Below are 21,081 nucleotides of genomic sequence, written 5' to 3'. Positions count from 1 at the left end.
GCTCGCGCCGACGGTTGACGGAGCCCCCCGAACCTCGCCAATCCTGCGCAGCGACGGAAGGATGGATGCGATGGCGGATGGCGTAACGGCCGACACGAACGAAACGGTCGAGGCCCTGCCGACGGTCCGGATCGAAGCCGAGATCGAGCCGAGCCTCACCTATGCGTCGTTCCAGAACGCGGTGCCGGTTCTTCGCCGCGTTCGGCTGTCGGTCGAGGACGGAGAGACGCGCTCGTCGCTCCAACTGCACCTTCGATCCGAACCGCCCTTCCTGCGCGAGAAGATCTGGCGGATCGACAGGCTCGGCCCGGATGGGCTCGAGCTCGCGGACCGCCGCGTCGAGCTGGACCCGGCGTATCTTGCCCGTCTCGACGAGGCGGAGCGCGGCGAGGCGCAACTCGAACTGCGGACGGGCGAAACCGTGCTGGCGACCCTGCGCCACCCCGTGCGCCTCCTGGCGCGCGACGAATGGGGCGGCGCCAGCGATATGGCGCAGCTCCTGCCCGCCTTCGCGATGCCGAACGATCCCGCGGTCGCGCGGCTGCTGCGAGCGGCGGCCGAGCGCCTCGGCGAGCATGGCCATGCCACCGCTCTGGATGGCTACCAGAGCGGCGATCCCGCCCGCAGCTACATGCTGGCAGCCGCGATCTATGCCGCCATCGCCGATCTCGGTCTCCATTATGCCGAGCCGCCCAAGAGCTTCGAAACCAGCGGGCAGAAGGTGCGCCGTCCGAGCACGATCACAACCGAGGGGCTAGCGACCTGTCTCGACACGGCGCTGTTGCTGGCGGCTGCGCTGGAGGCGGTGGGCCTCAACGCCGTTCTGGTGCTGACGGACGGTCATGCGCTGGCCGGCGCCTGGCTGCGTCCCCAGACTCTGCCACGCCTGGTGGAGACCGATCGCAGCGAGGTGCGCAAGGCGCTTGCCGCACGCGAGCTGATGCTCTTCGAAACCACTGGACTGACGCATCGGCCGCCGCTCGGTGTCGAAGCGGCTCGGCAGGAGGCCGCGCGGCAGCTCGACGAGGGCGCGGCCCGTTCCTTCACAGCCGCCGTGGACATCGCTCGGGCGCGGAGCGCCGGCATCATGCCGCTGGCCTCGCACGAAAGCCGGCCCGACGGGGATGCGGCGGATGCGGAACCCGCTCTTGGCGCTCTTCCCCTGCCCCCGCTGCCCGACGCCTCGCAGCTGCCGGCCGCACAGGCCGCGGAGGCGAAACCGACGACGCCCGCGGGCCGGATCGACCGCTGGCAGAGTCGCCTGCTCGACCTGTCGCTGCGAAACCGTCTCCTGAACTTCACGCTCTCGGCCTCGACCGTTCCCTTCCTCTGCCCCGACGCGGCCTTCCTGGAGGACCGGCTTGCCGGCGGACACGGAATGCGGATCGTCTCGATTCCCGCCGAGAACCCGGTCGGGCAGCGCGACGAGACCCTGTTTCGCCAGACGCGCGGCGAGGACAGGTCCGTGCTCTTCGCCCGCGAGGCTCTCGCACGGGACGAACTGGCCTCGCCGCTCGACGGCACGGCCCTGGACGCGCGGTTGACCGCCCTCTACCGGCAGGCGCGCAACGATCTCGCCGAGGGTGGCACCAACACGCTCTTTGTGGCGGTGGGCTTCCTTCGCTGGCGCAAGCAGCCCGAGGACGAGCGGACCTATCGCGCGCCGCTTCTCCTTCTGCCGGCACGGCTCGAGCGCCGCAGCGCGAGCGCGCCCTTCCGCCTCGTTCATCACGAGGACGAGGTGCGGTTCAACGCGACGCTTCTCCAGTTCCTGGAGCGCGATTTTCGCCTCGCCGTTCCGGGCCTGTCGGGCGAACTGCCGACCGACGAGAAGGGCATCGACGTCGCGGCCGTGCTGGAGCGGATGCGGCAGGCGGTGCGCGAGGCACCGGGCTTCGAGGTCGTGGACGAGGCGGCGCTCGGCACCTTCTCCTTCGCCAAGTACCTTATGTGGAAGGACCTGACCGAGCGCACCGACGCGCTGCGGCAGAACCGCGTCGTGCGCCACCTCCTCGATACGCCCGAGCAGCCCTTCCCGGACACGGTCGCCTTCCGCGCGCCGCGCGAGGTGGATCGCGCCTTCGAGCCGGCGTCGATCGTGACGCCCCTGCCGGCCGACTCCTCGCAGATCGTCGCGAGCCTGGCGGCCGCCGAGGGCAAGGACTTCGTGATCGTCGGCCCGCCGGGCACCGGCAAGAGCCAGACCATCGCCAACATGATCGCCCACTGCTTGGCGAACCGGCGCACCGTGCTGTTCGTGGCCGAGAAGACCGCCGCGCTCGAGGTCGTCTACCGTCGTCTCTGCCAGGTGGGTCTCGGGGACCACTGCCTGGAGCTGCACTCGTCCAAGGCGGACCGCCGGCATTTCCTCCGGCAGTTGCGCAACGCCTGGGAGAATGGCGGCGAACGGGGCGGCGAGGACTGGATCGCGATCAACGGGCGACTTCGCGTCAAGCGCGACGAGCTGAACCGTTATGCCAATGCCCTGCACGCGCCGGCCGCAAACGGCCTGACGGCCTATCGCGCCATGGGCCTGACGCTGCGCGGGAGCGCCCGCCACGCGCCCGCCCTGCGCTGGGGGTCGCCCGATGCGCACGACGCCGCGGGGCTCACGGAACTCGAGGAGCTCGCAACCGTACTTGGCCGCACCTTCGCGGCGGTCGGGAGCCGCCCGGAGCTGCGTTGGGTGGAGCGGGACGACTGGAGCTCCGCTTGGCAGGAGGCGCTGCTGGCCGCAGCCAGGACCCTGCGCGAGACGACGGTCACGCTGGCCGATGCGGCCGGCGCGCTGGCCCGTGCGCTGGATGCATGGACGGAGGACGGGCTCGATTTCGAACGCATCGATCAACTGCGATCGCTGGCCGACGCCGTCGCCGGCATATCGCCCGGCGACGCCGCGCTCGCCGTCGATCGGAACCTGACGAGGTGGCGCGAGGCGGTGGAGCCGCTGGCGGCCGAGATGCGCAGTTTCCATGCGGACGAGGTGCGGCTCTCGGCGCGCTACGACCGGGACGAACTCGCGCGCGTGCCGGTGGACGATCTCGACCGCCGCTGGCGCGAAGCGAAGAGCAGCATCTGGCCGATCTCGATCCTCAGCAAACGGGGGGCCGCGCGGCTTCTTGCGACCTATGCCGCCTCCGGCACACCCGACCCCGAGGTCGACCTGCCGCTCCTGCGACGGCTCCAGGCCAGTCGCGCCCAGATCGAACGCAGTCCGCTCTCCACCCTAGCACCGGTCTTCGCGGGCCTCGACACGGATCCGGATGCCCTGCGGGCCCGGCTCGACGCGGCGCAGCGGCTTCAGGACGCCGTCGCGCGTATCGCTCCAGATGGCGGATCCGGAGCACGGCTGCGGCTCGAGCTCGCGGACGGAACGCCGTTGCGCCGGGCGGCGGCCGCCCTGGCCGTCGCCGTCGTTCGTTTCGCGGAGGCCGAGCGCCAGTTCACGGCCTGGTCGCACGGCTCGGCCCCTTCCGCCGAGCCGGGCGCGACCCCAACGTCGGTGGAAGATACGGTGCGCGCCATCGAGGAGGGCCGCGGTCGGCTGCGCGACTGGTCCACCTGGTCAGCCGTTCGCCGCCGTGCGCTGTCAAACGGACTTCAGCCGCTGGTCGAGGCGATCGAGGAGGGCTCGGTTGCCCCGGATGAGGCGGCGAGCGCGTTTCGGCTCGCCTATGCGCGCTGGTGGTTGCCGCTCGCGATCGACGCCGATGCCACGCTGCGCGACTTCCGCCGCTTCAGCCACGAGCATGCGATCGAGGACTTCCGCGCGCTCGACGATCTCGCTCGCGCGGCGGCGGGCGCCCATGTCCATGCCGCGATCCGCCATGACCTGCCCGACACGGCGGCCGTGCCGCGCAAGTCCGAGCTGGGGCTCCTGCGCCACCAGATGGAGCTGAAGCGACCCAGCCGGTCGATCCGCGAGATGATCGCCGGCATGCCCGACAGCTTTCCGCAGCTCGCCCCCTGTCTCCTGATGTCGCCGCTCTCGATCGCGCAGTACCTGCCGCCGACCCAGGCGCCGTTCGACGTCGTGATCTTCGACGAGGCGTCGCAGATCACGACCTGGGACGCGGTGGGAGCCATCGCCCGCGCGCGCCAGACCGTGATCGTCGGCGATCCGAAGCAGCTGCCGCCCACAAACTTCTTCGGACGCAACGAGGCCGAGGATGACGAGACCGCCGATCACGAGCGCGACCTCGAGAGCATCCTCGACGAAGCGCGCGCCTCGGGCCTGCCGGTGCATCACCTGCGCTGGCACTACCGCTCGCGCCACGAGTCGCTGATCGCCTTCTCGAACCATCACTACTACGAGAACCGGCTGATCACCTTCCCCTCGCCGGTGACCGAAGACCGCGCCGTTTCGCTGCGTCACCTGCCGGGCGCCGTCTACGATCGGGGGAAGAGCCGCACCAACCGCGACGAGGCACGCGCGATCGCGGCGGATCTGGCCTCGCGGCTGCGCGAAGCCCTCACGCTGCCGGACGCCAGGCGCCCGACCTTCGGCGTCATCACGTTCAACGCGCAGCAGCAGGCGCTGATCCAGGACCTCCTCGACGACGAGCGGCGGGCCGATCCGGAGATCGAATGGTTCTTCGCCGACGAGCGCTTGGAGCCCGTCTTCGTCAAGAACCTGGAGAACGTGCAGGGCGACGAGCGCGACGTCATCCTGTTCTCGATCACCTTCGGGCGCGATTCCGCCGGCAAGCTCGCCATGGACTTCGGTGCGCTGAACCGCGAGGGCGGCGAGCGCCGGCTCAACGTCGCGGTGACGCGCGCCCGAACCGAACTCCTCGCGTATTCCGCTCTCAAGGCGGACCAGATCGACCTGTCGCGCACCAAGTCGGCGGGCGTGCGCGACCTCAAGACCTTTCTCGACTACGCCGATCGGGGCGCGGCGGCGCTACCGTCGGCCGACGTGGGATCGCAGGGCGAGCCGGACTCGCCCTTCGAGGAGGCCGTGATGGCTGCCTTGCGCGATCTCGGCTGGCGCTGCGTGCCGCAGGTCGGCGTCTCGGGCTTTCGCGTCGACATCGGCATCCCGCACCCGGACCGTCCGGGCGCTTATCTCGCGGGCGTCGAGTGCGACGGGGCGACCTACCATCGCTCGGCCACGGCGCGCGACCGCGACAAGGTGCGCGAGGAGGTCCTGCGTGGGCTCGGGTGGCAGATCCTGCGCGTCTGGTCGACCGACTGGTGGTTCGATCCGGAGGGCGCGGCAAAGCGGCTGCACGGCGGCCTCGAAGCGATGCTGGCCACGGATCGCGCGCAACGGAGCGCCGACGCGACCGCGGATCAGACGTAGCGTTCGATCAACCGCCGCACGTCCACCCGTGCCCGCAGGCGCGCGGCCAGAAGATAGGTGCCGGCGAACTTGCGCTGCAGGAACAGGGCGTCGACCGGCGGCAGGCGCCAGTCGCGCCGGTCGGTCGCCATCGCCATGCCCTCGTCGCGAAGGGCTCGAGCCAAGGCCTGGTCGCCGAAATCGTAGGGTCCGTCACGGCGGAGCGGCTCGGTCGCCATGGCGAAGAGGCGGAGGATCTCGGTGCGTCGCGACTCCGGCAGCCGCTCGTCGAGAAGACCGAGGCGCAGGAGCGTGTCCTGCGCGTCGTTGCGGCTTCCCGCCAGCGCCGCTCTCGCCAGCCCCCGGCATTCCTCCGCCAGCGTCACGGGAAAGGCCCGCGTCGCTCCGAAGTCGAGAAGTACGATCCGCTGGCTCTTCAGGTCGTAGCGATAGTTGGCAAGGTTCGGATCCGTCTGCATCAGCTGGAACTCGAAGAGCTCGCGCATCGCCAGCGCCAGCAGTCGCTCGGCGGTGCGGTCGCGCTCCTCCTGCGGAGCCGTCTCCAGCGTCTCGATCGGCACACTGTCGAGATAGGTCATGGCCAAAACGTCCGGACGTGTGAGGTCGCGCTCGACGCTCGGCAGAAGGTAGGCCGGATCGTCGCCGAGCAGCGTGCGGAACCGGTCGAGGCATCCGGCCTCGCGCTCGTAGTCCGCCTCCTCGTGTAGCTGCCGCTTGGCCTCGGACAGCAGCGGCGAGATGTCGAGATGGGCGGGAAGGATGCGCGACACGCGCAGCAGCGTCGCGACGTTGTCGACGTCGCTGTCGATCGAGCGGCGCACGCCCGGATACTGGATCTTGACCGCCAGCAGCCGACCGTCGCGCGTCAGCGCCCGGTGCACCTGACCGATCGAGGCGGCTGCGACCGGGCGGAAGGGGAAGTCCTCGAACTGCGCTTCCCAGCCCCGGCCCCAGGCGGCGTCCAGGACGCCTTGAACCTGCGCGCGCGGCATCGGCTCGGCATCGGCGCGCAGGCGCGCCATGATCGAAGACAGCTCGGACGGCAGGAGGTCGCCGGCATCCATCGACAGGAGCTGGCCCATCTTCATCGCCGCGCCGCGCAGCTGCGCGAGCTGGTCGGTCACACGCGCGACATTGCCAGGCGTCAGCACGAGGTCCTCCCAGCGCGGGCGCTCGCCCGACGCAAGGCGCCGCGCGCCGTCGAGAAGCACGCCGCCCGCCAGGCCGCCGGCCATGCCGCCGAGACGCGCAAGGCGCGACAGGCGGCGGCTGGGAACGGGAGATCCGGCGGAAAAGGGTGGCTGGCGCGACATGGAACCGGACCTTGGAACACTCGAGAGACACTCCAGCCCGCAGGTAAGCCGCGGCCGGTTTCAGGCAACCGAACGATCGCGGACCGATCGTCTCAGCGCGGATGATCGTCGATCGGAGGCATCGTTACTTAGAACAATTCAAAAACACTTTTTATTGATGAGTATTTGGGAAAGGTTTATAGCGGTCGCGCCCGGTCCGGCCCGCCCGCGACCGCCTGGCGCCAGCCCTTTTCGGATGACCGGCCCCATGCTCGTTCCCTTTCTGATCATGCTGCGCGAAGGCCTCGAGGCCGCCCTCGTCGTCGGCATCGTCGCCAGCTACCTCGCGCGCACGGGTCGCGCGGCCTGGATGCCGGCGGTCTGGATCGGCATCTTCCTGGCCGCCGCGTTGTCACTCTTCGTCGGAGCGGCGCTGCAGCTGGCGAGCGCCGAATTTCCGCAGGCGACGCAGGAGCTCTTCGAGGCCTTGGTCGGCTTCGTCGCGGTCGCGATCCTGACCTCCATGGTTCTCTGGATGCGCCGGGCCGCGCGATCGATCGGCCACGAGTTGCGCACCTCGATCGACGCGGCGCTGATGCGATCGGCGACGCCCAGCCTCGCGCTGATCGGCCTCGTCTTCTTCGCCGTGGCGCGCGAGGGACTTGAGTCAGTCTTCTTCCTGCTCGCGATCTTCCAGCAGAGCCCCGGCGCGGCCGGCCCCCTCGGCGCGCTTCTCGGCATCCTCGTGTCGGGCGTCGTCGGCTACATCCTGTATCGCGGCGGCATCCGTCTCGACCTGTCGCGGTTCTTCCGCTGGACCGGCGTCTTCATCCTGTTCGTCGCGGCCGGCATCTTCGCGGGCTCGCTGCGTCACCTGCACGAGGCCGGCGTCTGGAACAGCCTGCAGGGCGTCGTCGTCGACCTCACCTCGGTGCTTCCGACCGATGGCGTCGCGGGCTCGGTTCTGTCCGGCCTGTTCGGCTACCAGGCCGATCCGACCCTCGGCGAGGTGATTCTCTATGTCGGGTACCTCGCGGTAGCGCTTTGGCTGTTCCTGCGACCGGCGGCGCCCGCCCGACCGGCGCGGCGGACGGCGGAGGCGCTGTCGTGACCGCCGCATCCGACACCGCCGCGCCGCCGCGCCATCTCTTGCGTTGGGGCGTCGCGGGCGCTGCGCTCCTGATGGTGGCGGGTGGCGGGCTCTTCACCGTCGCCTCGATGCGCGCATCCGCCGGCGCTTCGGCCGACGATGCCATCACCGTGACGCTGCGCGACGGCGCGTGCGAGCCGAACGCGATCAGCGTTCCGGCGGGCCGCTCGACCTTTCGCGTGGTCAACCGGTCGGACCGCGTCGTGGAATGGGAGATCCTCGACGGCGTGATGGTGGTCGAGGAGCGCGAGAACATCGCTCCCGGCCTGTCGCAGACCCTGTCGGCGCGCCTGCGCGAAGGCCGCTACGCGATCACCTGCGGTCTCCTGTCGAACCCGCGGGGCGTGCTCACCGTCACGCCCGCAGCGGACGGCGCCGGTCCCGCAAAGCCCGAACTGACCGCGTTCATCGGGCCGCTTGCCGAATACCAGGTGTTTCTGGCGATGCAGGGCGCGAAGATGGAGTCGGCCGCGCAGGACCTCGATCGCGCGGTTCAGTCCGGCAGCCTCGAGGAGGCTCGCGCGCGCTACGCCGCGGCCCGCCTCCCCTACCTGCGCGCCGAGGCTGTGGCTGCCCGCTTTGCCGATCTGCGCGACGCGCTCGACCCGTCCGCCGCCTATCTGGCGGGTCGCGAGGCCGACCCCGCCTTCGTCGGCTTCCACCGCATCGAGTACGGTCTCTTCCACGACGCGAGCGTTGAGGGTCTGGCGCCTGTCTCCGCCAAGCTGGCGTTGGATGCCGCCGCGCTGAAGAACCGGTTGCGCGCGGCACGGCTGGCCCCCGACGAGATGGCTCAGGGCGCGGTGCGAAGCTTGCGCGCCATGGCCGATACGCGCCTGGCGGACAGGGCGTCGAGCTACAACGGCGACGACCTTGCGGAGGTCGAGGCGGAGCTTTCCGGCATTCGCAAGGTTGCAACGCTTCTGAGGCCGGTGGCCGAGGCGAGCGCGCCCGCCGCGCTTCCCGACGTGGAAAGCCGCATGGCGCGTCTCGACGCCGACCTCGCCTCGCTCAAGCGCGCGGCTGGCTACCCGTCCTTCGAAACGGTCGATGCCGCACGACGGGCGCAACTGGCCGGCGAGGTTCGCGCGCTCGCGGACGCGCTCGACACGCTGAACGCCAAGCTCGGCCTTTCGGAGGGTGGCGCATGACGCGCTCGGCGAACGGCCCGGTCACCAACCGCCGCCGCCTTCTGCTCGGCGCGGCCGGCGGTGCCGCCGCCGCGACGCTGGCCGGTGTCGCCCGCGCGGCCGAGGGGCGACCGGGTCAGGTCGCGGATGCGCCGCGCACCGATCAGGCGCACGAGATCGTCCCGTTCCACGGCGAGCACCAGGCCGGCATCGTCACGCCTCGCCCGGCGGCGGGCATGATGGTGGCCTTCGACACGCTGGCGCAGACGCCGGACGATGTCGAGCGCTTGTTCCGCACGCTCACGGAGCGTTTCCGCTTCCTGATGGCGGGCGGCCCCGTGCCGGAGCTCGACCCCAGGCTTCCGCCGGCCGACAGCGGCATCCTCGGCCCCGTGGTCTCGCCCGACAACCTGACGCTGACGCTCTCGCTCGGCCACAGCTTCTTTGCCGATCGCCCCTGGGCGCAGCCGCTGATGCCGGCACGGCTCCAACGCATGGCGAAGTTCCGCAACGACGCGTTGAATGCCGAACTCTGCCACGGCGATCTGTCGATCCAGATCTGCGCCAACACGGCGGATGCGACGATCTATGCGTTGCGCGACATCATCAAGACGCTGCCCGACCTCCTCGTGATCCGCTGGAAGCAGGAGGGCACGGTTCCGATCCTGCCGCCGAAAGCCGACGGCTCGACCGAGAGCGCGCGCAACTTCCTGGGCTTCCGCGACGGCTCGGCCAACCCGGATTCCCGCGTCGCGCCCGAGATGGACCGCATCGTCTGGGTGGGCGGCAACGGTACCGACGAGCCCACTTGGGCGCGCGGCGGCAGCTATCAGGCCGTGCGCATCATCCGTAACTTCGTGGAGCGCTGGGACCGCACCCCGCTCGGCGAGCAGGAGCGCATCATCGGTCGCCGCAAGGCATCCGGCGCGCCCTTCGACGGGCGGACGGAAGGCGACGTGCCGGACTACGCCAAGGACCCGGACGGCGCGGTCACGCCGCTCGACGCCCATATCCGGCTGGCCAACGCGCGCACGGCGGGCACCGAGCGGAGCCTGATGCTGCGCCGCCCCTTCAACTACTCCAACGGCGTGACGAAGAACGGCCAGCTCGACCAGGGCCTCCTCTTCATCAGCTACCAGGCCGACCTCGAGCAGAGCTTCATCGCGGTCCAGCGGCGCCTCGATGGCGAGCCGCTGGAGGAATACATCAAGCCCGTTGGCGGCGGGTACTTCTTCGCCCTGCCGGGCGTACGCGACGAAGCTGACTTCCTCGGTCGCACGCTTCTCGCGGCGGCTCGCGACATCCCTTCCTGACCCACATCGGAGATGACATGACCTCGCGGATCCTTCGCGCCACGACCCTCTCGCTGCTTCTGGCAGGCCCGGCGCTCGCCGCTGTCTCGCCGCTCGACATCGTCCAGCCGGTGGCCGAGTACAAGATCTACGTGTCCGAGAAGACCGAGAAGCTCGTCGCGGACACCAAGAGCTTCACGGACGCGGTGAAGGCCGGCGACGTCGAGCGCGCCAAGTCGCTGTTCGCGCCGACGCGCATGAGCTGGGAAGCGATCGAGCCGATCGCCGAACTCTTCAGCGACCTCGACGTGTCCGTGGACTCCCGCGCCGACGACCACGAGCTCGCCGAGAAGGACCCCGCCTTCACCGGCTTCCACAAGATCGAGCACGGACTCTTCGCGGAAGGCACGACGGATGGCCTCGCCCCCATCGCCGACAAGCTGATGGCGGATGTCGAGGACCTCCGGGGCCGCATCGAGGAGATGGCGCTGCCGCCCGAGAAGGTGGTCGGCGGCGCGGCGGTCCTGATGGAGGAGGTCGCGGCCACCAAGATCTCCGGCGAGGAGGACCGCTACAGCGGCACCGACCTCTGGGACTTCAAGGCCAACACAGACGGCTCGCGCAAGATCTTCGACCTCGTGCGCCCGTTGATCGAGACCGAGGACTCCGCCTTCGTCCAGAAGGTCGACGCCAGCTTCACGACCGTCGACACAACGCTCGACAAGTACCGCAAGGGCGAGGGCTACGCCCACTATTCCGAGCTGACCGACGCGGACCGTCGCGTGCTGGCCGCCAACGTCAACACGCTGGCCGAGGACCTGTCGACGCTGCGCGGCAAGCTCGGCCTCGACTGATCGAACGCCGCACGCGCCGCCTCTTGACGGGGGCGGCGCGCAGGCAAAGGATCGGCCTCTCAGCCGGCGGTGCGCGACGAGTCACAAGCCGGCCGGAATCACGGCGCTCCATCGGGCGTCGATGCCGCGACGACGAAAACGCCGCGCGGCCTCTAGGGAGGAACGACGATGTATCAGCAAGCCATCGACCAGGTGTCGCAGCGCGTCCTGATCCGCGACCGCTACGACAACTTCATCGGCGGGAAGTGGGTCGCGCCTGTGGACGGGCGCACTTTCGACAACCCGAGCCCGGTAACCGGCAAGACCCTCTGCCACGTCGCCCGCTCGTCGGCGGCCGATATCGAGCTGGCGCTCGACGCCGCCCACAAGGCGAAGGACGGCTGGGGCCGCACGGCGCCCGCCGAGCGCTCCAAGATGCTCCTGCGCATCGCCGATAAGCTGGAGGAGAACCTCGATCTCCTCGCCATGGTCGAGACGCTCGACAACGGCAAGCCGATCCGTGAGACGACGCATGCCGACATGCCGCTGGCGGTGGATCATTTCCGCTACTTCGCCGGCGCGCTGCGGGCCCAGGAAGGATCGATCAGCGAGATCGACCACGACACGGTCGCCTACCACTTCCACGAGCCGCTCGGCGTCGTCGGGCAGATCATCCCCTGGAACTTCCCGCTCCTGATGGCGGTGTGGAAGCTCGCGCCGGCCCTTGCCGCCGGCAACTGCGTGGTGCTCAAGCCCGCCGAGCAGACGCCGCTCTCGATCCTGGTCTTCGCCGAGCTCATCGCCGACATCCTGCCGCCGGGCGTCCTCAACATCGTGAACGGCTTCGGCCTCGAGGCCGGCAAGCCGCTCGCGCAGTCCAAGCGCATCGCCAAGATCGCCTTCACCGGCGAGACGACGACCGGGCGCCTCATCATGCAGTACGCCTCCGAAAACCTCATCCCGGTGACGCTGGAGCTCGGCGGCAAGTCGCCCAACATCTTCTTTGCCGACGTCATGAACGAGGACGACGACTTCTTCGACAAGGCGCTGGAGGGCTTCGCGATGTTCGCCCTCAACCAGGGCGAGGTCTGCACCTGCCCGAGCCGCGCGCTCGTGCACGAGTCGATCTACGACCGCTTCATGGAAAGGGCCGTGGCCCGCGTGAAGGCGATCAAGCAGGGCCATCCGCTTGATCCCACCACGATGATCGGTGCGCAGGCCTCGACCGAGCAGATGGAGAAGATCCTCTCCTACTTCGACATCGGCCGCCAGGAAGGCGCCGAGGTGCTGACCGGCGGCGGCCGCGCCAAGATGGACGGCGAGCTGGCGGACGGCTTCTACGTCGAGCCGACAATCTTTGCCGGCCACAACCGGATGCGCGTCTTCCAGGAGGAGATCTTCGGACCGGTCGTCTCCGTCACGAAGTTCAAGGACGACGCCGACGCGCTCGCCATCGCCAACGATACTCTCTACGGCCTCGGCGCGGGCGTATGGACGCGCGACGGCACGCGGGCCTACCGCTTCGGCCGCGAGGTGCAGGCGGGCCGCGTCTGGACCAACTGCTACCATGCCTATCCCGCCCACGCGGCGTTCGGCGGATACAAGCAGTCGGGCATCGGGCGCGAGACGCACAAGATGATGCTCGACCACTACCAGCAGACCAAGAACATGCTGGTGAGCTACTCGCCGAAGGCTCTCGGCTTCTTCTGATCCAGCGACCTGCCGGCGCGGGGCTTTCCCGCGCCGGCGTTTCCCCGCGACGGAGGCTTTCGATGGACAAGGTGACGGCCACCCCGGAGGCGATGGCGTTCCTAGCCGAGATCAAGGCCGACCACGGCCCGGTGCTGTTCCATCAGTCCGGCGGCTGCTGCGATGGGTCCTCGCCCATGTGCTACCCGCAGGGCGAGTTCCGCATCGGCGAGAGCGACGTGCTGCTCGGCACGCTGCCCGACGGGACGCCCGTCTATATCGGCGGCGCGCAATTCGAGGTCTGGCAGCACACCGACCTCATCCTCGATGTGGTGCCGGGGCGCGGCGGCATGTTCTCGCTCGACAACGGGCGCGAGCGACGCTTCCTGACGCGCTCGACCGTCTGCGCCGTTCCGGCCTGACCCCGATCTAGGGGCGAAAGACCAGTTCCATCCGGTCCGCGGGAAAGCGCGTGCGCATGGCCTGAACCGGACGGTCCGCGGGATCGACGTCAACGGCCGTCGAGACGAGGACGAGGCTGTCGGCGGGCACCGCAAGATGTTCGGCGTCCGCCGGATGGACGCGCTCGGCCGTGATGCGCGTCTCGCGCCGCCGGTAGTCCTCGAGCCCTTCCAGCTTCAGCGCCTCGGTGATCGAGCCCGTCTCGGCATAGGCTTGCACGATGCCGGGAAAGCGCGCCGCCGAAAAGAAGCAGGTCGAGACCGAGAGCGGCAGGCCGCTCGCCACGTGCAGCGTCTCCAGGCGATGGAGCGCGGCGCCGGTCTCGCATTCGAGAAGCTTAGCGACCGCCGCATCGGCCCGCGCGGCGCTGGCCCGGATCAGGTGCCCGACCGGGCGACGTCCCGTCGCCGCGAGGTTTTCCGAGAAGCGCGTTCGCGCGCCCACGGGATAGCTGATGCGCGGGGCCGGCGCGTTGACGAACGTACCGCGCCCCCGCTCGGCCCGCACCAGCCCCTCCTCGGCGAGCGCCTGAATCGCCCGGCGCACCGTATGCCGGTTGACCCCGTAGGCGTCGGCCAGATCCATCTCGGGTGCGAGGCGCTCGGCGATCGACCCGTTCGCGATACCGGCCCGGATGCGGTCCGCCACGCGGCGCCAGCGCGTCACGCCATCGTCGTTCGAGTTCACGTCGCGTCTGCCCGCTTAGGGAAAAATGTCATCGTCTCGTCACGAGCGATCGGCTATACCAAACCCATCGGATCGTATGTCTAGACAAATAGACAAATCGATAGGGATGCGCAAGATGACCGAGCCGACAGACGCAACCGCGCACACCGGACGACGCCGCGCCGCCTCCGCCTTCGCGCTGGCGCCGGCCGCGCTTCTGGCGGAACGCTACGAGGCGCTGGATCAGCGGCCGGATGCCATGCCCGTGCGCGGTCCGGACATCGGCCTCGTCATGCTACGCGGCCGGGCCGGCGGCGGCGGCGCGGCGTTCAACCTCGGCGAGGCCAGCGTCTCGCGCGCCTCGGTGCGCCTCGTGAGCGGCGAGATCGGCCACGCGATGATCCTCGGGCGCGATGGCGAAAAGGCCCGTATGGCCGCCCATCTCGACGCCCTCTGGCAGAACCCGGACTGGCGCGAGCGCATCGAGCGCGACGTGGTGGCCCCCGTCATTGCGGCCGACGCCGACGCGCTTCGGGATAGCGCCGAGGAGACGGCGGCGACGCGTGTCGACTTCTTCACGCTCGCGCGCGGCGAGGACTGATCATGAGCCGGACGAGCTTTGCCGCCGACGCCGTCACGGGCGGCTTCGAGGATCCGGTCCACGATGCGCAGCGCGTCTTCCGCGCCGTCATGGACGCCTTCGCCCGCCCCGGCACCATCGCCGACCTCGGGCCTGTCGTCACCGTGCCCGAGGGGATCGAGCCGGCGGCGGCGGCTCTTTTGGCGACGCTCGCAGACGCCGACGCGGCGGTGTATCTCGAGGAGCGCGACGAGGCGACGGCGGCCTGGATCGCCTTTCAGACCGACGCGCCCGTGGTCTCCGATCCGGCTGACGCCGTCTTCGCGCTTCTCGCGCGCGGAAGCGACCCGGCCGTCCGGGCGGCGCTGCCCATCGGCACCGACACCTATCCCGACCGCTCCGCGACACTCATCGTGACGGTTGCGGCGCTGGAAGGCGGCGCACCACTGCGCCTTGAGGGCCCCGGCATCCAGACGAGCCGGGCGGTCGCGCCGCTCGGTCTTCCCGAGGGCTTCCTGGCCGCGCGCCGCGCCAACGCCGCCCTCTTTCCGCGGGGCCACGATCACGTGCTCGTCGCGGGCACGCGGCTTCTCGCGCTGCCGCGCACGACCCGCATCACGGAGGCCTGAGCCATGTATGTGGCCGTGAAGGGCGGCGAGGCCGCCATCCGCAACGCGCACCGCCTGCTTGCCGACCGGCGGCGCGGCGATCGTGCGCTGCCGGCTCTCACGATTGAGCAGATCGCATCGCAACTCGCGCTCGGCGTCGACCGCGTGATGGCGGAGGGCTCGCTCTACGACCCGGAGCTCGCCGCGCTGGCCGTGCGCCAATCGCGCGGCGACCTGATCGAGGCGATCTTCCTGATCCGCGCCTTTCGCACGACGCTGCCGCGCTTCCGGGCGGCCGAGCCGCTGGATACCGGCGCGATGCATCTCGAGCGCCGCGTCTCGGCGACCTACAAGGATCTGCCGGGCGGCCAGCTTCTGGGCGCGACCTTCGACTACACGCACCGCCTGCTCGATCCCTCGCTCACCGGCGACGCGCCGGTCGCCGCGCCCGAGCGTCGAGCGGCGGAGACGCTGCCGCGCACGCCCCGCGTCACCGACATCCTCGGAAGCGAGGGGCTGATCGAACCGGACGGCGATCCCTTGGGAGAGCCGGGCGACATCACGCGCGACCCGCTCGACTTTCCCGCGAACCGCGACCTTCGCCTGCAAGCTCTGGCACGCGGCGACGAGGGTTTCCTCCTCGCGCTCGGCTATTCCACGCAGCGCGGCTACGGCCGCACCCATCCCTTCGTCGGCGAGATCCGCATCGGTCTCGTCGATGTCGAGGTCGACCTGCCCGAGTTCGGCTTTCCCGTCACGATCGGCCGGGTTCGCGTTACGGAATGCCAGATGGTCGCGCAGTTCGTCGGCACGGGCGACGAGCCGGCCCGCTTCACACGCGGATACGGCCTCGTCTTCGGGCAGTCGGAGCGCAAGGCCATGGCGATGAGCCTCGTGGACCGGGCGCTGCGCGCCGACGAGTTCGGCGAGGAGCGCCGCTCGCCCGCCCAGGACGAGGAGTTCGTGCTGGAGCATTGCGACAACGTCGCCGCCACCGGCTTCGTCGAGCACCTGAAGCTACCGCACTACGTCGACTTCCAGGCCGAGCTCGACCTTCTGCGCACGATCAACGCCGAGCGCGAAGCGTCTCGTGAGCGCGAAGCGGCACATAAGGAGGCCGCCGAATGAGCGCCGCCCTTCCCGCTGTGAACTTCGCCTATCTCGACGAGGCGACCAAGCGCATGATCCGGCGCGCGATCCTGAAGGGCATCGCGATTCCCGGCTATCAGGTGCCCTTTTCCAGCCGCGAAATGCCCATGCCCTACGGCTGGGGCACGGGCGGCGTGCAGGTGACCGCCGCCATCATCGGCCGCGACGACACGCTGAAGGTGATCGACCAGGGCGCCGACGACACCACCAACGCCGTGTCGATCCGCTCCTTCTTCGAGACCGTGTCGGGCGTCGCCACCACGACGCGCACCGGCGGGGCGACGATCATCCAGACCCGCCACCGCATCCCGGAGGCGCCGCTGCGGGCCGGGCAGACCCTCGTCTACCAGGTGCCGATCCCCGAGCCGCTGCGTTTCCTCGAGCCGCGCGAGACCGAGACGCGCACGCTCCACGCGCTGGAGGAATACGGGCTGATGCATGTGAAGCTCTACGAGGATATCGCGCGCCACGGCCACATCGCGACGACCTACGCCTATCCCGTCAAGGTCGAGGGCCGCTACGTGATGGACCCCTCGCCCATCCCGAAGTTCGACAATCCGAAGATGGACGTGTCGCCGGCGCTCCAGCTCTTCGGCGCGGGCCGCGAGAAGCGCATCTACGCCTTACCGCCTTACACGCGGGTGCGCAGCCTCGACTTCGAGGACCATCCATTCGCGGTCCAGCGCTTCTCGCAGCCCTGCGCGCTGTGCGGCTCGCGCGGGGTCTATCTCGACGAGGTCGTCACCGACGACCGGGGTGGACGCATGTTCGTCTGCTCCGACACCGATCATTGCGAGACGCAGCGCGCCGGTGCGGCAGCGTTCGGGGAGGCCGCGGAATGAGCGCCGAAACCCCGCTTCTCACCGTGCGATCCCTCGAGAAGCGCTACGGCGCGCGGATCGGCTGCACCGGCATCTCCTTCGACCTCTGGCCGGGCGAGGTCCTGGCCATCGTCGGCGAGTCCGGCTCCGGCAAGACGACGCTGCTCCATTGCCTTTCGGCGCGTCTGGAGCCCTCCGCCGGCAGCGTCTCCTACCGAATGCGCGACGGCGAGACGCGCGACCTCGCCTCGTTGAGCGAGGCCGAGCGCCGCTTCCTGATGCGCACGGACTGGGGCTTCGTGCACCAGAACCCGGCCGACGGGCTTCGCATGCGCGTTTCGGCCGGCGCCAATGTCGGCGAACGCCTGATGGCGGTGGGCGAGCGGCACTACGGACGCCTGCGAGAGACGGCCGGCGACTGGCTCGGCCGCGTCGAGATCGACGCGGAGCGCATCGACGACCGGCCGAGCGAGTTCTCGGGCGGCATGCGCCAGCGACTGCAGATCGCGCGCAACCTCGTCACCCACCCGCGCCTCGTCTTCATGGACGAGCCGACCGGCGGTCTCGACGTGTCGGTCCAGGCGCGCGTGCTCGACCTCCTGCGCGGCCTCGTCGCCGATCTCGGCCTGTCGGTCGTCATCGTGACGCACGACCTCGCGGTTGCCCGGCTCCTGTCGCAGCGCATGATCGTGATGCGCGGCGGCGAGATCGTGGAAGAGGGCTTGAGCGACCGCGTCCTCGACGATCCGCACCACCCCTACACCCAGCTCCTCGTCGCCTCGATCCCGGAATCCTGACGATGTCCACGATACCCTCCCCGGCCGGCGAAGCGCTCCTCTCCGTCGACGGCGTCGCCAAATCCTTCACCATGCACCTGCGCGGGGGCTTGCGCCTGCCGGTCGTGCGGAACGTCGCCTTCTCGCTTCGAGCCGGCGAATGCGTCGTGCTCGGCGGACCATCGGGCGTCGGTAAGTCGTCGATCCTGCGCATGGTCTACGGCAACTACGCCGTGGACGAGGGCGCGATCCTCGTCCGGGATGCGGGGACGGGTGCGATGGAGGACCTTGGCGCAGGCGACCCGCGCACGGTCCTGCGCCTTCGCGAGCGCTCGATCGGCTATGTCAGCCAGTTCCTGCGCGCCGTGCCGCGCGCCTCGGCGCTGGAGGTCGTGGCCGACCCGCTGGTGCGGCTCGGCGTCGGGCGCGACGAGGCGGGGGCGCGGGCCGCTGCGATGCTGGCGCGGCTGAACCTGCCGGAAGCCCTCTTCGACCTGCCGCCCGCCACGTTCTCAGGCGGCGAGAAGCAGCGCGTCAACATCGCGCGCGGCTTCCTGACCGATCATCCGATCCTCCTGCTCGACGAGCCGACCGCCTCGCTCGACAGCGCCAACCGCGACGTCGTGGTGGCGATGATTCGCGAGAAGCTGGTGCGGGGCGTCGCGATCCTCGGCATCTTCCACGACGAGCCGGTGCGCGAGGCCGTCGCGACCCGCATCCTCGACGTCTCCCGCTTCTCCGCAAGGCTTGCCGCATGAGCCCCAAGCTCTCCGAACACACGCCCCGCATCCATCCGACGGCGGAGGTCGAGCGCTCGACGCTCGGCCGCTACACGGAGGTCGAGGCGGGCTCCGTCCTCTCCGAGACCGAGCTCGGCGACTATTCCTACGTCATGCAGGACTGCCGCATCTGGGCGACCCGCATCGGCAAGTTCTCGAACATCGCGGCCAGCGTGCGCATCAACGCGACCGACCACCCGATGGACCGCGCGACGCTCCATCACTTCACCTATCGCGCGGCTGACTACTTCGACGGCGCGGCCGACGAGGCCGACTTCTTCGCCGCACGCCGTGCCAATGCCGTCACGATCGGCCACGACACGTGGATCGGCCATGGCGCGACGATCCTCGCCGGCATCGCCGTCGGCAACGGGGCGGTGGTCGGCGCGGGCGCGGTCGTGACGCGCGACGTCGCCCCCTACACGGTGGTCGGCGGCGTGCCGGCGCGTCTCATCCGCGAGCGCTTCGCGCAGGGGCTCGGCGCGCGGATGGAGCGCTTGCGCTGGTGGGACTGGCCGCACGACCGGCTGTTCGCGGCGCTGGAGGATTTCCGGCAGCTCGACGCGGCCGCGTTCCTCGATCGATACGAGGGTGTCACGCAAGCTTCACCGAACCGTCACGGCCAGCCCACGGCGGCATGACATTGTCTGACGGATCCATGGAGCGAACCGCATGACCGCGATCTCCGTATCCCGACTATCCAAGCGCTTCGGCACCACGAAGGCCCTGTCAGACGTCTCGTTGCGGATCGGAGCGGGCGAGATGGTGGCGCTGATCGGGGCCTCCGGCTCCGGCAAGTCGACGCTCATCCGTCACCTCGCCGGCCTCGAGACCGGCGAGGGCGAGGCCTCGCGCGTCGAGATCTTCGGCACGCTGGCGCAAGGCGCGGGACGCATGGCGCCGGGTGCCCGCGAGGTGCGCGGCGACGTGTCGGTGATCTTCCAGCAGTTCAACCTCGTCTCGCGCCTGTCGGTCCTGACCAACGTCCTGATCGGAACGCTCGGCCGCATTCCGCGCTGGCGCGGCACGCTCGGTCTCTTCCGTCGGCCCGAACGGCAGGAGGCGCACGCGGCGCTTGCCCGCGTCGGCATCGGCCAGACAGGCGCCCAGCGCGCCTCGACGCTGTCGGGCGGCCAGCAGCAGCGCGCCGCGATCGCGCGCACCCTGGTGCAGCGGGCGCGCATTCTTCTGGCCGACGAGCCGATCGCCTCGCTCGACCCGGCCTCGGCGCGCCGCGTAATGGACGTCCTGTCGGAGGTCAACCGGACCGACGGCATCACGGTTCTCGTCTCGCTGCATCAGGTCGAGTACGCCCGGCGCTACTTCGCACGCACGATCGCCATGCGCGACGGGCAGATCGTCTTCGACGGCCCCTCGACGGCGCTCACCAACGACTTCCTGTCCGAGCTCTACGGTTCGGCCTCGGAGGAACTCGTCCTGCCGGATGCCCCGGCGGCACACGAAGCCGACCGGCGCGAGCCGGCGCGCCAGCCCAGGAAAGCGGCTCTCGAAGCCGTCTGAACCAACCCAACATCGGAGACTGCAATGAACGCGATCCTCAAGGGTCTGGCGGCGCTCGCGCTCGCCTCCGCGGTGGCCCTGCCCGCCATGGCCGAGACCGTCAGCTTCGGCATCATCTCGACCGAGTCGCAGCAGAACCTGCGCACGAAGTGGGAGCCGTTCCTCGCCGACATGAAGCGCGAGACCGGTCTCGACATCGAGCCCTTCTTTGCCACCGACTATGCCGGCGTCATCGAGGGCATGCGCTTCGGCAAAGTCCAGATGGGCTGGTTCGGCAACAAGTCGGCCATGGAAGCCGTCGACCGCGCCAAGGGCGAGGTCTTTGCGCAGACCGTGCCGGCCGACGGCGAGCCCGGCTACTACTCGCTGATCCTCGCCCCCAAGGACTCGCCGCTTACCAGCGTCGACGACCTCATGAAATGCGACAAGTCCGTCAACTTCGGCCTTGGCGACCCGAATTCGACCTCGGGCTATCTCGTGCCGACGACGTTCATCTTCGCGGCGCGTAACGTCGACCCGAAGACCTGCTTCCGGAACGTCACCAACGCCAATCACGAGACCAACGCGATGGGCGTGGCGAACGGCCAGCTCGACGCCGCCGCGAACAACACCGAGAATATGGCGCTGATCGAGAAGAACCAGCCCGCCGCGTTCGAGAAGATCAAGGTGATCTGGCGCTCGCCGCTGATCCCGTCCGACCCGCTGGTCTGGTCGCAGGACCTGTCTGCCGAGACGAAGAACAAGATCCGGACCTTCGTCCTCGACTACGGCACCGATCGCACCAAGGGCGACAAGGCCGAAGAGATGAAGACGCTGGCCGGCCTCGAGTGGGGTCCGTTCCGCGCCTCCAGCGACGACCAGCTCCTGCCGATCCGCGTGATGGAGCTCACCAAGTCGATCGCCCAGACGAAGGGCGACGTCAAGCTCTCCGCCGTGGCCAAGGCCGAGAAGGTCAAGGACCTCGAAGCCCGCAAGGCGACCTACGAGGCACGCCTCGCCCAGCTTCCGCAGGGCTGAAAAATCCACGC

At 69.7% G+C, this 21,081-nt stretch carries 18 protein-coding genes; 16 read left to right on the top strand and 2 right to left on the bottom strand.

The genetic code is table 11. The features are described from left to right. Window positions 1-70 precede the first annotated feature (70 nt). The gene (locus tag BLQ76_RS00895; protein WP_090669414.1) at window positions 71-5,305 is read left to right on the top strand and encodes a DUF4011 domain-containing protein; all 5,235 of its coding nucleotides are present in this window, start codon (window positions 71-73) and stop codon (window positions 5,303-5,305) included. Here the strand turns inward: BLQ76_RS00895 and BLQ76_RS00890 are convergent. Beyond that, window positions 5,296-6,618: an ABC1 kinase family protein gene (locus BLQ76_RS00890; RefSeq protein WP_090667545.1), complete on the bottom strand. Its 1,323-nt coding sequence runs from the start codon at window positions 6,616-6,618 to the stop codon at window positions 5,296-5,298. The genes BLQ76_RS00895 and BLQ76_RS00890 overlap by 10 nt on opposite strands. A 247-nt stretch (window positions 6,619-6,865) precedes the next feature. Here BLQ76_RS00890 and efeU point away from each other — a divergent pair, with 247 nt between their 5' ends. The 6 genes from efeU (at window position 6,866) to BLQ76_RS00860 (ending at window position 13,113) form a co-directional block, all read left to right on the top strand. Next, window positions 6,866-7,708, top strand: coding sequence for an iron uptake transporter permease EfeU (gene efeU, locus BLQ76_RS00885; protein WP_090667542.1), 843 nt, complete (start codon window positions 6,866-6,868; stop codon window positions 7,706-7,708). After that, the gene (gene efeO, locus BLQ76_RS00880) at window positions 7,705-8,898 is read left to right on the top strand and encodes an iron uptake system protein EfeO (protein WP_210184127.1); all 1,194 of its coding nucleotides are present in this window, start codon (window positions 7,705-7,707) and stop codon (window positions 8,896-8,898) included. Before efeU ends, efeO (BLQ76_RS00880) begins: the two co-directional genes overlap by 4 nt. After that, the gene (gene efeB, locus BLQ76_RS00875) at window positions 8,895-10,190 is read left to right on the top strand and encodes an iron uptake transporter deferrochelatase/peroxidase subunit (protein WP_090667540.1); all 1,296 of its coding nucleotides are present in this window, start codon (window positions 8,895-8,897) and stop codon (window positions 10,188-10,190) included. Before efeO (BLQ76_RS00880) ends, efeB begins: the two co-directional genes overlap by 4 nt. 17 nt (window positions 10,191-10,207) lie before the next feature. Continuing rightward, window positions 10,208-11,023 (top strand): iron uptake system protein EfeO, encoded by an 816-nt coding sequence (gene efeO, locus BLQ76_RS00870; RefSeq protein WP_090667537.1) that lies wholly within the window; start codon window positions 10,208-10,210, stop codon window positions 11,021-11,023. 168 nt (window positions 11,024-11,191) lie between these two features. Then, window positions 11,192-12,712 (top strand): aldehyde dehydrogenase, encoded by a 1,521-nt coding sequence (adh, locus tag BLQ76_RS00865; RefSeq protein WP_090667534.1) that lies wholly within the window; start codon window positions 11,192-11,194, stop codon window positions 12,710-12,712. Window positions 12,713-12,774: 62 nt separating this feature from the next. Beyond that, a complete protein-coding gene (locus tag BLQ76_RS00860) occupies window positions 12,775-13,113 on the top strand; it encodes a DUF779 domain-containing protein (RefSeq protein ID WP_090667531.1) in 339 nt (112 codons plus the stop codon). 7 nt (window positions 13,114-13,120) lie between these two features. On the opposite strand, the gene phnF is transcribed toward BLQ76_RS00860, so the two are convergent. Continuing rightward, window positions 13,121-13,840, bottom strand: a complete 720-nt coding sequence (phnF, locus tag BLQ76_RS00855) for a phosphonate metabolism transcriptional regulator PhnF (protein WP_090667528.1) — start codon at window positions 13,838-13,840, stop codon at window positions 13,121-13,123. A 115-nt stretch (window positions 13,841-13,955) separates the two neighbouring features. Here phnF and phnG point away from each other — a divergent pair, with 115 nt between their 5' ends. Genes phnG through phnD form a run of 9 tightly spaced genes read left to right on the top strand, consistent with a single transcriptional unit; the run spans window position 13,956 to window position 21,070 of the window. After that, complete coding sequence (gene phnG / locus BLQ76_RS00850; protein WP_090669408.1) at window positions 13,956-14,420, top strand: phosphonate C-P lyase system protein PhnG; 465 nt, start codon at window positions 13,956-13,958, stop codon at window positions 14,418-14,420. Window positions 14,421-14,422: 2 nt separating this feature from the next. Next, complete coding sequence (gene phnH / locus BLQ76_RS00845) at window positions 14,423-15,028, top strand: phosphonate C-P lyase system protein PhnH (protein WP_090667526.1); 606 nt, start codon at window positions 14,423-14,425, stop codon at window positions 15,026-15,028. Window positions 15,029-15,031: 3 nt separating this feature from the next. Next, on the top strand, window positions 15,032-16,135 hold the full coding sequence (locus BLQ76_RS00840) for a carbon-phosphorus lyase complex subunit (protein WP_090667511.1): 1,104 nt from the start codon (window positions 15,032-15,034) through the stop codon (window positions 16,133-16,135). Then, on the top strand, window positions 16,132-16,998 hold the full coding sequence (locus tag BLQ76_RS00835; RefSeq protein ID WP_090667508.1) for an alpha-D-ribose 1-methylphosphonate 5-phosphate C-P-lyase PhnJ: 867 nt from the start codon (window positions 16,132-16,134) through the stop codon (window positions 16,996-16,998). The genes BLQ76_RS00840 and BLQ76_RS00835 overlap by 4 nt, the downstream gene beginning before the upstream one ends. Further along, window positions 16,995-17,774 (top strand): phosphonate C-P lyase system protein PhnK, encoded by a 780-nt coding sequence (phnK, locus tag BLQ76_RS00830; RefSeq protein ID WP_090667505.1) that lies wholly within the window; start codon window positions 16,995-16,997, stop codon window positions 17,772-17,774. Before BLQ76_RS00835 ends, phnK begins: the two co-directional genes overlap by 4 nt. A gap of 2 nt (window positions 17,775-17,776) precedes the next feature. Then, window positions 17,777-18,511, top strand: a complete 735-nt coding sequence (gene phnL, locus BLQ76_RS00825) for a phosphonate C-P lyase system protein PhnL (RefSeq protein WP_090667502.1) — start codon at window positions 17,777-17,779, stop codon at window positions 18,509-18,511. Further along, a complete protein-coding gene (locus BLQ76_RS00820; RefSeq protein WP_090667499.1) occupies window positions 18,508-19,173 on the top strand; it encodes a DapH/DapD/GlmU-related protein in 666 nt (221 codons plus the stop codon). Before phnL ends, BLQ76_RS00820 begins: the two co-directional genes overlap by 4 nt. A gap of 31 nt (window positions 19,174-19,204) precedes the next feature. Next, window positions 19,205-20,053 carry a phosphonate ABC transporter ATP-binding protein gene (gene phnC / locus BLQ76_RS00815; protein WP_090667496.1) on the top strand — a complete coding sequence of 283 codons (849 nt, stop codon included), beginning with the start codon at window positions 19,205-19,207 and terminating at the stop codon, window positions 20,051-20,053. Between the two features lie 24 nt (window positions 20,054-20,077). Continuing rightward, entirely contained in the window at window positions 20,078-21,070 is a 993-nt protein-coding gene (gene phnD / locus BLQ76_RS00810; RefSeq protein ID WP_090667494.1) for a phosphonate ABC transporter substrate-binding protein, read from the top strand. Window positions 21,071-21,081 lie beyond the last annotated feature (11 nt).

Source organism: Aureimonas jatrophae (assembly GCF_900104035.1).
Classification (GTDB): domain Bacteria; phylum Pseudomonadota; class Alphaproteobacteria; order Rhizobiales; family Rhizobiaceae; genus Aureimonas; species Aureimonas jatrophae.
The sequence above is the reverse complement of the archived record's forward strand: the minus strand, read 5'-3'. Positions and strand labels throughout refer to the sequence as shown.